An 11,433-nucleotide genomic window follows, 5' to 3' on the forward strand; every position below is an offset into this window, starting at 1 on the left:
ACCCAATTCGTCAAACATCGCCTTATCTTGCCCCACCTTTTCACGCAGGTCCTCCGGTATATATCCGAACCTGCGAATAACGTTCTGCCATCTGATAATACCTGCCCATAGATGCTCCTTGATTACTGGATTTCTTAGTACGGGCCTATCGTCTCCCGCCGCGGAGGTGTCCAGATAAACCAAGCACAACCCCTGTCATAAAAGCGCTGGAACATTGATTAACGGTAAAGCTTTGCGCGCGTGGAGATTCTCGTGCTGGCTATTGGATCGCAACTATATCGCTTTCAGTGTGTCTGCTCTTTTCTGCCAATGCAACTGCAGCAGTTTCGCGTGTTCCTTCGGGGTCAGCTTTATATATCGCAGAAACGCCTTTTTCTGTCCGGTGACCAGTAATAGCCATGATGGTAACAGTCGGCGTACCAGCTAAATATTCATTAGTAGCGAAGGACCGCCGCGCGGTATGGGTAGTAAGTAACTCCCATTTGGGAAAGGTCTCACTAACCTTTACCCCACCTTTGGTAAACTCCTCGGGTGATCGTGGCTTGCAGTGAAGTTGCCAGTTTGCCCACCTCTTTCAGGTAATCATTAGTCTTCTGATTGCTGATCGGCTTCGGCAAATTTCCTTTGTATTTCTCTACCATCGCCATCACCGCGGGATGTATAGGTATTACAACCGGGTCTCCAGTCTTTTGCCTGGGTAATATCAATAAAATCACCCTGTAAATCTTCCGCACGCAGAACGGAGTAGTCAGAATAACGTAGTCCGGTATAACACCTCAACAATGAACAGGTCGCGGACCCGCTCGAGTTTGGTGTCTTCACTAAGGTCTAAGCCTTCGATTTCTTTGATCTCAGCTTCGTTCAGATAAATGCTATCCGATGTTTCCTTGCTCACGACAAAACGTTTCCCTTTGTAGGTGAGATTATCATTTAGCCCCTCTCTGTGGCTTCACTCAATATCGTTTTTGATAATCTTAATATCGCGCCCGACAGAATTGACACCCAATTTTAAAGTCTTAATTAGGTATTCTGTGTAATCGCTATAAAAGTCCAGAGTAACCGTTTCAAAGGTGACCTTTCGCCTTGCCTTTTCTGCAAAGCTCTTTATATGAGCCAGGGTAGTAACATAGGTCTTAACCGTATTTGGACTGATCGGCTTCCCCGTCTGTGGATGAACGCGGGTCCCGCTCTTAGAAGAATCAATTATCTCCTGAAAGAAGTCCAGAAACTCTTTTTTGGTAGTAGCCACCCGTTTAAATTCCACATCCAGCAATTGTTTGAGCTGTTCGGGACCGGGAATCGCATTCGAATGGTCATTCTGAAACTGCCGGAAAACGTTCTTAACGGTCCGCTCAATTTCGTCCAGCCTCCGGTTAAGCTCCGGAGCTTCTGCCAATGATCCTTTGGCGCGTTGATAATTTTTGCTTTGCTTTCGGTCCTCCCAGTGTTTCGGGTGAATTAGTTCGGAGGTGTAATATTTCAGGCGCTGGCCCTTGTATCGGATATAACAGACGATTGGGGTTTCTTTCCCTGCTTCCTTTTCCTTGAGTACGAATGTGACCTTTGCCATATGGAACGGATTTGAGCCTACGAATATAGGGCAAATCTTTTCAGGGGGCGTTACAGGGGGCGGATTTTCTTAGTTTCATCTTATCTTTTTTGCCCCAATTTGATCAAAAAACCTTTCAAATAATTGATCATCAATATCAACAAATAAACCTCGAAAAAGCGGAGTTAAACAGGTTAGGGTCTGGACGGGACCACACTTCACTTCAATAAAAAAGAGGTCATTCGACCTCTTTTTTATTTGGCTGAATATCAGTGCAGCACTTCCTTTAATTTATTTTCCGTGGCGTCGCCGCGGAGGCTTTGGGCGATGATCTTGCCGGTGGGGTCGATCAGCACGTTGAAGGGGATGCCGTTGAACTTGAAGGTTTCCACGGCTTTGCTGTTCCAGAATTTGAGGTCGCTGATGTGGGTCCAGTCGAGCCGGTCTTCGTGGATGGCTTCCTGCCGGGGCCTTTTTCTTTGTCGAGGGATACGCCGAGAACGGTGAAATTGCGGTTTTTGTATTCCTGATAGGCTTTGACCACGTTGGGGTTCTCGGCGCGGCAGGGGCCGCACCAGCTGGCCCAGAAATCGACCAGTACAAATTTGCCTTTGAAGGAGGAGATGGATATCGCACGGCCGTTGGCGTCGGGGAGGGAGAGGTCGGGTGCAGGCTTGCCTACCCAGCTGTCGTTGTTATCCTCCTTGTCCTGCTGAGCCATCTGCGCCAGCTGCTGGTCGTAGTTCTTCTTCAGCCCGATGATCGCCTCGTTGGTGGGGTATTTCTCGAGCATGTGGGCGAGAGAGGCCTCGAATTCCTGCTGGGAAAAGCTCCGCGACGACCAGCTGAGGGCCAGGGCGCAGACCGTTGAATTGCTATTTGTATTCAGCACCTGTTTCAGGTAGGTGTTGAGGTCGAGGATTGCGTTATTTTTACCGTGGTCGCGGCGAGAAGGGCACTGTCCGCCGCATTGGCGCGCTTGAGGCTGTCGAGGGAGGCCATCGTGCGCTCAACCTCGAAATTCTTCTTGCCGAAGATGGTGATCAGGTCCCTCAGCTGGGTACTGGCCTCGGAGCCGCTCACCTGATAAAAATCGTCCCGCTTGCCAAGGTCCACGTCCAGCTTCACTTCGGGCGCATCGTTGATCAGGGGTACGGGGAGGGCGTTGGTCCCGAACATTACCTCATAGATCTCCTGTGCTTTGGCAGCTCCGGTCAGCGTAAAGGTGCCTTTTCCGGGGATAGCTTCGCCGAGTCGAGCAGGATCGGCGCAGGGTCCTTGCCGTATGCGACTTCCAGCAGGTATACCTTATTTACCGGACCGCCTTCCATCGACGCGAGTCTGTCCGCATTCCTGTACGTGCCCGTGACCGTGAATGTTCCCTTCTTCTTCGTATTGCAGGACACCAGTATAGTAAGAGAGGCCACGAGGACGATCGACAAAGATCTTTTGATCATATATTTAAGTTTTTGGCAACCAGGTCACGCCTGCGCCTGATTTTCCAGTTTTTCCAGTAATAATTGGTTGGTCAGTTTCGGATCGGCCTTCCCGCGGGACAGCTTTTTGACCTCGCCTACAAAAAGGCCGATGAGTCCTTTCTTCCCCTTTCTGTATTCCGAAACCTTGTCTGGCATTCCCGCCAGCGCCTGCTCGATCCAGGCCGATATTTCCGCGGTATCCGAGCTCTGTATGAGATTGAGGGCAACGGCAATGTCCAGTGGCTGACGCGAGGGCTCCTTTACCAGTTCGGGAAAGATCCGCCCGGCCGCGATGGAGAAGCTGAGACGTCCTTCGTCCACCATCTGAATCAGCCGCGACAGTGTCTGCGGAGGAATGGGGAAGTCTTTCCAGTCGAGTCCCTGTTCATTGAGACTGGATCTCACCGGCCCCAGCAGCCAGTTGGCTGCCGCCTTATAGTTAGACGTATGCGCGATCAGCGATTCGAAATAGCCCACCGTCTCCTTGTCGTCACAGATGCCCCGGGCGTCATACTCGGACAACTTCAGTTCGGCTGTATATTTTGCGATCAGCTGCTCGGGCATCGGCGGAATGGAAGCCTTTATTGCCGCGAGAAAAGTATCGGATACTTCGAAAGGCGGGAGATCGGGATCGGCAAAATAGCGGTAGTCGTTTGCTTCTTCTTTTGACCTCAGCGAAAAGGTCGTTCCGTTGTTCGCGTCATAAGCTGCGCGTCTCCTGCTGTACCGGGAGGCCTTTTGCCACCAGGACCGATCAGTCGCCGCGCTTCGAAATCGATAGCCCGCCGGACGTTCCGGATGGAGTTGAGGTTCTTTACCTCGACCTTGGTCCCCAGTGCTAGTCTCGCCCTTCAGGCGCACGCTGACGTTGGCGTCGCAGCGCAGCTACCCTCTTCCATATTCCCGTCGCAGATCTCCAGATAGCGCAGCATCTTCCGCAATTCCGTAAGATACGCGTAGGCCTCTTCCGAGGTCCGGATATCGGGTTCCGTTACGATCTCGATCAGCGGCACACCGGCACGGTTGAGGTCGATAGCCGTATACCGCGGATCTACGTCGTGCAGGCTCTTGCCGGCATCCTCTTCCAGGTGGATCCGGTTGAGCACGACGTCCCGCTGTCCTTCCTCCGTCCGGATAGTCACCCGTCCCCCCTTGCAGATGGGGGTGGTATGCTGGGAGATCTGGTACCCCTTTGGCAGGTCGGGGTAGAAATAGTTCTTTCGGGCGAAATAGTTGTTCCTTTCGATCTCGCAATGGCAGGCCAGTCCCATTTTGATGGCATATTCCACGGCCTTTTTATTCAGCCGGGGCAGGGCGCCCGGGTAGCCCAGCGTAACAGGGCTGACGTGCGTATTGGGTTCTCCGCCAAAGGCCGCACTGTCGCCGCAGAACAGCTTGGTGCTGGTCAGCAGTTGGGCGTGTACCTCAAGTCCCACGACTATCTCGTATGCGTCATAATTGATTTCGGGCATTCCGCAAATCTACAAAAAAAGGGTCGATCCATCTACCGATGGACCGACCATATAAATCGTTGGATTATCTGTTACAGTTCCGCGGTCTTCAGTCGCCGGGGCGTCCTTTATGTCCATCTCCATCGCTTTCCCATTCCGGAGCAGGTTCACGTGTACGCTGGTTTTGGACTTCGCGGCCTGTGCCGACTCCACCAGCGCGGAAGTACTGTTCACCTCCTTGCCGTCAAATCTGGTGATGACGTCCCCTTCCTTTACCCCCGCCTTTGCGGCAGCAGACTCGTCGTCAACGTCCAGGACCTTTACCCCTTGCCGTCTTCGGTATCCTGGGCTCGTATTCCCAGTCTGGGCCCCTGTCCCTCATAAAGCCTTCCATCCGGCGGCATACCCTGACGGTCAAAATCGAAGGATCTTCTCAGCTCTTCCATCCCTTTCATGTCCGGCATCATGTATCCACGAGCCTGCTCCGTCCGCTGCGTCTTCCCGAGTGTGGCTGTTACGGTCTGCTCTTTCCCGTCCCGCTGGAAGGTAATGGTCGCCTTGTCCATCGGCTTGTGGCGGTGAACCGCACCGGCCGGGCGTCGGGTCCTTCGATCTTTGCATCGTCGACCTTTGTGATGAGGTCTCCGACTTTCAGGCCGGCTTTAGCGGCGGCGCTGCTGTCGGAAATGGCCGTGATCTTTGCCCCCGAAGGGCCGTCTTCGTCTCTTTTGGAGCTAACCCCCAGATAGGCCTGGTCGATCGTCTTTTTCCTGCTGTCATAGCTCCATGCTCCGCCGCCATTCCGGAAGGGTGAGCCCATACCTTTAGGGCCGTCGGGGCCGTCCCAGTCAAACGGAGGCGCTATAACCATATCCCCGTCGGGACCGAAGGAAAAGTTGCGGCCGTTCATGATCTTGACCTTTCTTTTCGAAACGGTGATATCGTTATCGTGGTACTCGGATGCAGGCTTGCCATTGATGAAGACCTCTCCATTCTTTATCTCCACGGTCACTTTGGCGTCCTTGTCATTCTTGTGTTTGATGATGATCTCGTCATAGTTGTCGGGGCGCATGACGGCAGTATCTTTTTCGACCTTGTACTCGTCGTTCTGCGCAAAGGTTGAGGGGGTTGATCAGCAGGACCAGCGCCGCGAGTCCTGAAAGCCGGAGAAGGAGTTTCTTCATTGTTGCGGGTTTGAATAGTTGAATAATGTTTTCTGCAACCTGCCGGGTTAGCGACCCTGGTCAACGACCTACGTACAGATTCGTAGATCAAATATAGGGGAATTTCTGAAATACGAAAGCTTTCGGACATTTTTAAATAATGTTAAAAATGGGGTGACCGTGGGGCCTTTGGGCGGAGAGGCAGCGAACGGGTGTGGGGAGGGTCCCGGGATCAGCCTTTTTTCAGCGGATCGAGCAGCTGCTCCAATCCATTGATCCTGATCTCATAAATCGTAGCCAGCAGCATTCCCAGCTTGCCTTTCGGAAAACCCTCCCGTTGGAACCATTCGAGATAGGATACGGGGAGATTGCAGAGGAGGGTCCCCTTGTATTTCCCAAAAGGCATCGGCATGGCGACCAGTGTTTTCAGGAGCTCGGAATCGGGTAGTTGGGGCTGGTCTTCCATTATTTTTCGAGTACCGCTTTAACCTGGTGGATCACCTGGGGCAGGTTGCCGGGTTCGGCCACCTGCCGTGGCCAGTGTCTTCTGGCCGCCGCCGCCGCCTTTGATCAGCGGCGCCACGTGTTCTTTAATGATCGCGGGCGCCTGCAGCGTGGCCGATAGGTCATCGGAGACCAGAACGGCGACGGAAGCCTTGCCTTCGACATTGGCAGCCAGAACGGCGAGGTATTTTGTGGAGTTTTCCGTAAGCCCGGTTTTGAGGTCGAAGGTCAGCTTCTTCAGGGCGTCGGCGCTGCTAACTTCCACGACCTCGCCGATAAAGGCGACTCCGTTGACCGTCGCTGTCTTTTTGAGCAGCTGCTGACGCAGGTCAGCCAGTTGACGAGCCTCGGCCTTCTCGAGCTTTTTCGGAGCTCGGAATTCTCGGAGACGAGGTTATCGACGGCTTTTGTCAGCTCTTTGGGGTGTTTCAGTGCTTCGCGTACCGCGGCGAGCCCGGCGAAGACCGATTCTATGTAAGCCTCTGCGGCCGGGCCGCTGACGGCTTCGATACGGCGAACGCCTGCGGCAACGGCGGATTCGTGGAGGATCTTAAAAAAGCCCAGCTCACCGGTAGAACCGACGTGTGTGCCACCGCAAAGCTCAACAGAATAAGAGGGATCGATGATGACGACCCGCACGGTATCGCCATATTTTTCGCCGAACAGGGCCATGGCGCCGGTTTTCAGCGCCTCTTCCTTCGGCATTTGTTTGATGATGACGGGGATGTTTTCGCGGATTTTTTCGTTGACGAGTTTCTCCACCGCCCTGATCTCTTCGTCCGTCATCTTCGCGAAATGCGAGAAGTCGAAGCGGAGCTGCTCGTCATTGACGAGTGAGCCTTTCTGGGCGACGTGTGTCCCGAGCACCCGGCGCAGAGCGGCGTGCAGCAGGTGGGTTGCCGAGTGGTGGATCTCCGCAGCCTTCCTTTTGGGGGCGTCGACCCTGGCTATGACGTGAGCCTTCGGGTTAGAAGGCAGGGTTTCCGTAAAATGAATGACGAGGTCGTTCTCCTTTTTGTGTCGACCACCGCAATGGTCTCTTCACCCGACAGCAGGGTACCGGTATCGCCGGCCTGACCGCCGCTTTCCGCATAAAATGGCGTCGCTTCCAGTACGACCTGAAACAGCTCTTTCCCCTTCGCCTTTATTTTCCGGTATTTGGCGATGCTGGTATTGGTCTCCAGCATATCGTAGCCCACGAATTCGACCAGGGGGTTGTCGATCAGTACGGACCAGTCTCCGGTGTCGATGGCGGTGGCGGCGCGCGAGCGGTCTTTCTGCTGTTTCATTTCCGCGTCGAAACCGGGCTTGTCGATGGACAGGCCATTCTCCGCCGCGATCAGGCTGGTCAGGTCTTCGGGAAAACCGAATGTATCGTACAGCTCAAAAGCAGCTGTACCCGCGATGGTCTTCGAGCCACCCTTGCGAATCGTGCCGACGATCTCGTCTATGCGTTTCAGACCTTTGTCCAGTGTCCGGAGGAAGGCATCCTCTTCTTCTCTAACGACCACTGGCGATGAACTCGACCTGCTGGTGCAGTTCGGGAAAAACGTCTTTGAACTGGTCGGCCAGCACGGGCACCAGTTGGAACAGCAGCGGCTGCTTGTAGTCCAGATAAGAAAAATAATACCGGACCGCCCTGCGGGAGGATCCGGCGGATGACATATCCCGCGTCGGTATTGGAAGGCAGCTGACCGTCCGCGATCGTAAAAGAGATGGCGCGGATATGGTCGGCAAGCACCCGGAAGGCAATGTCCTGCTTGCTGTCCCCGAAAGAATATTGTTTTTTGACTATTTTTTCGACTACTCCTATCGTTCCGGTGAACAGGTCGGTGTCGTAGTTGGAATTCTTCTTCTGGAGAACCCTGACCAGCCGCTCGAGACCCATTCCTGTGTCGACGTGCCTTGCGGGCAGCAGCTCGAGCGAGCGGTCCTTCAGCCGGTTGAACTGCATGAAGACGTTGTTCCAGATCTCTATTACCTGGGGATGATCGTTATTGACCCGAGGGTGGCTCCGTCCACGGCCGCCCTTTCATTGTCCGGCCGGCAGTCGACGTGGATCTCCGTGCAGGGCCCGCAGGGACCGGTATCGCCCATTTCCCAAAAATTATCTTTCTTGTTCCCCATCAGGATCCTGTCGGCGGCGATCCATTTCTTCCATTCCTCATGGGCCTCGGTATCGCGGGGAAGTTTGTCTTCCTTGTCGCCTTCGAACACGGTGACATATAACCGGTCTTCGGGAATGCCGTAAACTTTGGTCAGCAGCTCCCAGCTCCAGGCAATGGCTTCCACCTTGAAATAATCGCCAAAGCTCCAGTTGCCCAGCATCTCGAACATGGTATGGTGATAGGTGTCCACGCCAACCTCTTCCAGATCATTGTGTTTTCCGCTGACCCGGAGACATTTCTGCGTATCCGCCGCCCTTGCAAATGGAGCCTTCTTATTGCCCAGAAAATAGTCCTTGAACTGGTTCATCCCGGCGTTGGTGAACTTTAGGGTCGGATCATTCTTTATCACAATAGGAGCCGAAGGCACGATGGTATGTCCCTTCGATACGAAGAATTGGAGGAATTTCTCTCTTATTTCGGCACTGGTCATCATAAAACGGAATAATCTTTGGTTGATATTTGGCCCGCACCCAAATTGGTCGGAGACCAATTGTATTTGAGGCCCGAAGGCCGAAAGTACAGACATTATGCTTTGGCGATAAAAAATAATTTTTGTCCTGTTTTTTATCGCCGCATGTTATATTTGTGCGCCCTGGTTCAAAAAAGGCCCCGGCATTTTTGGCTAAGGCCCTGCGAAGGTACACCAAATCAGGCTGTTTTACCGTTCTAACCCTGTCGACTGGTTTAACTGAACGGACCCTGTTGCCGGATGAAGAAGATCAAGTACTACTATAACACGAATACCCTCCGGTATGAGAAGCTGGAGACTCCGCTGCGGGTGACCCTGCTGCGGGTACTCGGTTTTCTGTCGGCCGCTGTCGTTACCGCACTCATTCTGGTCTCCATCGCCTATAAATACTTCCCGTCTGCGAATGAAAAGCGGCTGATGAGCCGCAATGAAGCCCTGCAGGACAACTATTATACCCTTAACGACAAGGTGAAAAAGTTGCAGGAGCAAATGGGTGAGCTCGAAAAAAGGGATAACAACGTCTACCGGGCCATCTTCGAGGCAGCCCCCATTCCCGACTCTGCAAGGGCCAAAGCCGCCCAGCATGAGCAGGAGATGAAGCTCGTACAGGGAATGGACCAGGGAAAATCTTTATACTTCCGTGGCCAACACTCTCGGCCAGCTGGAAGCGCGCATTGCGAGTCAGACAAAGTCCTACGTCCAGATAGACGGGTTCATAAAGAACAAGGAGCAGCTGCTGGCCTGCACCCCGGCGATCCAGCCCGTGAGCAACAAGGACCTCAACCGTATCGCGTCGGGGTTCGGGTACCGGATCGACCCGGTTTATAAGACGACTAAGTTTCATGCCGGTCTCGACTTTGCGGCGCCGCAGGGCACGCCGATCTATGCGACGGCCAATGGGACGGTCGAAGTTGCGGGCAACACCGGCAACGGCTACGGGAACCACGTCGTGATCAATCATGGCTACGGGTACGGCACCCTTTACGGACATATGTTCCGGGTGAAAGTGCATCCGGGCGAAAAGGTCAAGCGGGGCGAGATCATCGGCTGGGTGGGAAGCACGGGAAAGAGCACCGGCCCGCACTGCCACTACGAAGTACACCGCAATGGGGACCCGGTCGACCCCGTGTTTTATTTCTACAACGACATTACTCCCGAACAATATGACCGGCTGCTGAAGTTAGCTGCTTCGAGCAACCAAAGTTTTGACTAATCCGCCGTATCTTAGCGGGATGGACCTACCCGAGTTTCCGAGGAGGATGGTTAAGGGGACGTTCGCGACGGAACGGGAGAGAATGGCCAGGAAAAGGCGATGGACGAGGCCTTTTCGAAGGTCCTCCGATGTCCGAATCCATTGGTCTACCCCCTAAAAGGTCAATACAGGAACGATTTTTGAGCCGAAACCGCAGAATGAGCAGTCGACTAACCCAAATAGCGCTTGATTTTGGCCCGGAGCACACCGCTCCGACCCCGGCTCCGGCTGTGGCAGTGGCCGAATCAATCAGCCAACAGCCTCTGTCGCAATACATAGAGGCTGCGGGTGTGGTCGTACGAATCAAGACGCTCAAGAATTCTCCTCCCGAAACCGTTGCTCCCCAGCCTGAGGCGAGGACAGGATCATCAGGTGGAAATGGATCGTCGCTGGTTGAGGGAGAGCCCTTGCCGGTTGCCGCGGAGCCCTTACCGGCTGCCAAAAAAGAAGAGGTTCCCCAGTTGCCCCAATTTATCAATGGCGAATTGTTCCCGTCGCCGCCGGCTGAAGATATTGCGGAGGAAACGGGGCTTGTCGCGGAAGCGGCGGAGAACGGTATGGCCCCGTCAGAGACTGGCCTGGAGCCTGCTGCGGCGGCGGACACCAGTGAGGGATCGGAGACGGCAGAAGCTATGGTGGACCGCATAGAGGTTGAGAACCCGGTGGCTATCGGGGAAACCATCGCCGAACCGGAGTCAGTGGGAGAGACCGCAGAGGAGCCGGCGGTTGTGGAAGAGCCCGTGCCGGCAAGTGGAACTTGTAGCCGGGGAAGGACTGACCCCTGTGGCGGGACTGGAACCCGTGGGAGAATCTTCGCTTGCGGCGGGATCGGAACCCGTGGGAGAACCTTCGCCTTTGGCGGAACCTATGCCTGCGGCGGGACCTACGCCTGTGGCGGAACCTGCGCCTGTGGCGACAATGGAGGTAACAGCCGGCGCCGATGCAATCACGGAACCGCCGGTACCGGAAGGCCGGGCAAAAATCGCCGCGCCGCGGTCACTGCGGCGAAGGCGGCAAAGGCGGCCAAACCGACCGCCTCCAAAAGGGGCCGCAAGTCGCTAAAACAGGTATCCGCCGAGGCCGACCTCATCGAAATACCCGCCGACGAAGTCCTTTTCAGCAAACAATACTATACCATGGGCGAGGTCTCGGAAATGTTCCGGGTCAACCAGTCCCTCCTCCGATTTTGGGAAACGGAATTCGACATCCTCCAGCCCCGCAAAAACAAAAAAGGAGACCGCTATTTCCGCCCCGTCGATATCAAGAACCTGCACCTGATCTACCACCTGCTGCGGCAAAAGAAGTTCACGATCGAAGGGGCAAAGGAATTTCTTAAAAAAATAAAAAAGCGGAAGAGCGGTTTGAGATTGTACAGCGACTTCAGGAAATTAGATCCTTC

18 protein-coding genes and 2 pseudogenes are annotated in these 11,433 nt (G+C 54.3%); 3 read left to right on the forward strand and 17 right to left on the reverse strand.

The annotated features are described in order from the left end of the window. Positions 1-949: 949 nt before the first annotated feature. The 17 genes and pseudogenes from ACQ86N_RS42300 to ACQ86N_RS42380 all read right to left on the reverse strand — a co-directional run bounded on the left by ACQ86N_RS42300 (position 950) and on the right by ACQ86N_RS42380 (position 8,746). Positions 950-1,570, reverse strand: a complete 621-nt coding sequence (locus tag ACQ86N_RS42300) for a phage integrase SAM-like domain-containing protein (protein WP_431212295.1) — start codon at positions 1,568-1,570, stop codon at positions 950-952. A 248-nt stretch (positions 1,571-1,818) separates the two neighbouring features. Continuing rightward, positions 1,819-1,941, reverse strand: a complete 123-nt coding sequence (locus ACQ86N_RS42305) for a hypothetical protein (RefSeq protein ID WP_431212296.1) — start codon at positions 1,939-1,941, stop codon at positions 1,819-1,821. Next, positions 1,899-2,441 carry a TlpA family protein disulfide reductase gene (locus ACQ86N_RS42310; protein WP_431212297.1) on the reverse strand — a complete coding sequence of 181 codons (543 nt, stop codon included), beginning with the start codon at positions 2,439-2,441 and terminating at the stop codon, positions 1,899-1,901. Before ACQ86N_RS42310 ends, ACQ86N_RS42305 begins: the two co-directional genes overlap by 43 nt. Positions 2,442-2,446: 5 nt before the next feature. Continuing rightward, complete coding sequence (locus ACQ86N_RS42315) at positions 2,447-2,728, reverse strand: hypothetical protein (RefSeq protein WP_431212298.1); 282 nt, start codon at positions 2,726-2,728, stop codon at positions 2,447-2,449. Positions 2,729-2,763: 35 nt separating this feature from the next. After that, positions 2,764-3,006 carry a hypothetical protein gene (locus ACQ86N_RS42320; RefSeq protein ID WP_431212299.1) on the reverse strand — a complete coding sequence of 81 codons (243 nt, stop codon included), beginning with the start codon at positions 3,004-3,006 and terminating at the stop codon, positions 2,764-2,766. 24 nt (positions 3,007-3,030) lie between these two features. Next, the gene (locus ACQ86N_RS42325; RefSeq protein ID WP_431217821.1) at positions 3,031-3,591 is read right to left on the reverse strand and encodes a hypothetical protein; all 561 of its coding nucleotides are present in this window, start codon (positions 3,589-3,591) and stop codon (positions 3,031-3,033) included. An 87-nt stretch (positions 3,592-3,678) separates the two neighbouring features. Further along, positions 3,679-4,499, reverse strand: a pseudogene (gatB, locus tag ACQ86N_RS42330) (Asp-tRNA(Asn)/Glu-tRNA(Gln) amidotransferase subunit GatB); the annotation flags it as partial. Between the two features lie 9 nt (positions 4,500-4,508). Beyond that, entirely contained in the window at positions 4,509-4,793 is a 285-nt protein-coding gene (locus ACQ86N_RS42335) for a PDZ domain-containing protein (protein ID WP_431217822.1), read from the reverse strand. A 5-nt stretch (positions 4,794-4,798) separates the two neighbouring features. Next, the gene (locus tag ACQ86N_RS42340; RefSeq protein ID WP_431212300.1) at positions 4,799-5,044 is read right to left on the reverse strand and encodes a hypothetical protein; all 246 of its coding nucleotides are present in this window, start codon (positions 5,042-5,044) and stop codon (positions 4,799-4,801) included. Further along, complete coding sequence (locus ACQ86N_RS42345; protein WP_431212301.1) at positions 4,993-5,550, reverse strand: PDZ domain-containing protein; 558 nt, start codon at positions 5,548-5,550, stop codon at positions 4,993-4,995. The genes ACQ86N_RS42340 and ACQ86N_RS42345 overlap by 52 nt, the downstream gene beginning before the upstream one ends. Continuing rightward, positions 5,531-5,662 carry a hypothetical protein gene (locus tag ACQ86N_RS42350; RefSeq protein WP_431212302.1) on the reverse strand — a complete coding sequence of 44 codons (132 nt, stop codon included), beginning with the start codon at positions 5,660-5,662 and terminating at the stop codon, positions 5,531-5,533. The genes ACQ86N_RS42345 and ACQ86N_RS42350 overlap by 20 nt, the downstream gene beginning before the upstream one ends. A gap of 211 nt (positions 5,663-5,873) precedes the next feature. Further along, a complete protein-coding gene (locus ACQ86N_RS42355) occupies positions 5,874-6,107 on the reverse strand; it encodes a DUF3820 family protein (RefSeq protein ID WP_431212303.1) in 234 nt (77 codons plus the stop codon). A gap of 18 nt (positions 6,108-6,125) precedes the next feature. Continuing rightward, positions 6,126-6,482: a DHHA1 domain-containing protein gene (locus ACQ86N_RS42360; protein WP_431217823.1), complete on the reverse strand. Its 357-nt coding sequence runs from the start codon at positions 6,480-6,482 to the stop codon at positions 6,126-6,128. Further along, positions 6,383-7,012: a hypothetical protein gene (locus ACQ86N_RS42365; RefSeq protein ID WP_431212304.1), complete on the reverse strand. Its 630-nt coding sequence runs from the start codon at positions 7,010-7,012 to the stop codon at positions 6,383-6,385. Before ACQ86N_RS42365 ends, ACQ86N_RS42360 begins: the two co-directional genes overlap by 100 nt. An 80-nt stretch (positions 7,013-7,092) precedes the next feature. Then, entirely contained in the window at positions 7,093-7,656 is a 564-nt protein-coding gene (locus ACQ86N_RS42370) for an alanine--tRNA ligase-related protein (protein ID WP_431212305.1), read from the reverse strand. Then, positions 7,602-8,099 carry an alanine--tRNA ligase-related protein gene (locus ACQ86N_RS42375; protein WP_431212306.1) on the reverse strand — a complete coding sequence of 166 codons (498 nt, stop codon included), beginning with the start codon at positions 8,097-8,099 and terminating at the stop codon, positions 7,602-7,604. The genes ACQ86N_RS42370 and ACQ86N_RS42375 overlap by 55 nt, the downstream gene beginning before the upstream one ends. A 23-nt stretch (positions 8,100-8,122) precedes the next feature. Next, positions 8,123-8,746, reverse strand: coding sequence for an alanine--tRNA ligase-related protein (locus ACQ86N_RS42380; protein ID WP_431212307.1), 624 nt, complete (start codon positions 8,744-8,746; stop codon positions 8,123-8,125). Between the two features lie 276 nt (positions 8,747-9,022). Between ACQ86N_RS42380 and ACQ86N_RS42385 the strand changes: the two genes are divergently transcribed. From ACQ86N_RS42385 to ACQ86N_RS42395, 3 genes and pseudogenes are all read left to right on the forward strand, one after another. Beyond that, positions 9,023-9,610, forward strand: coding sequence for a hypothetical protein (locus ACQ86N_RS42385; RefSeq protein WP_431212308.1), 588 nt, complete (start codon positions 9,023-9,025; stop codon positions 9,608-9,610). After that, positions 9,546-9,995, forward strand: a complete 450-nt coding sequence (locus tag ACQ86N_RS42390) for a M23 family metallopeptidase (RefSeq protein ID WP_431212309.1) — start codon at positions 9,546-9,548, stop codon at positions 9,993-9,995. The genes ACQ86N_RS42385 and ACQ86N_RS42390 overlap by 65 nt, the downstream gene beginning before the upstream one ends. A 1,193-nt stretch (positions 9,996-11,188) precedes the next feature. Then, positions 11,189-11,311: pseudogene (locus tag ACQ86N_RS42395) on the forward strand (MerR family transcriptional regulator); the annotation flags it as partial. Positions 11,312-11,433: the final 122 nt, after the last annotated feature.

This window comes from Puia sp. P3, from assembly GCF_050632245.1.
Taxonomy (GTDB): domain Bacteria; phylum Bacteroidota; class Bacteroidia; order Chitinophagales; family Chitinophagaceae; genus Puia.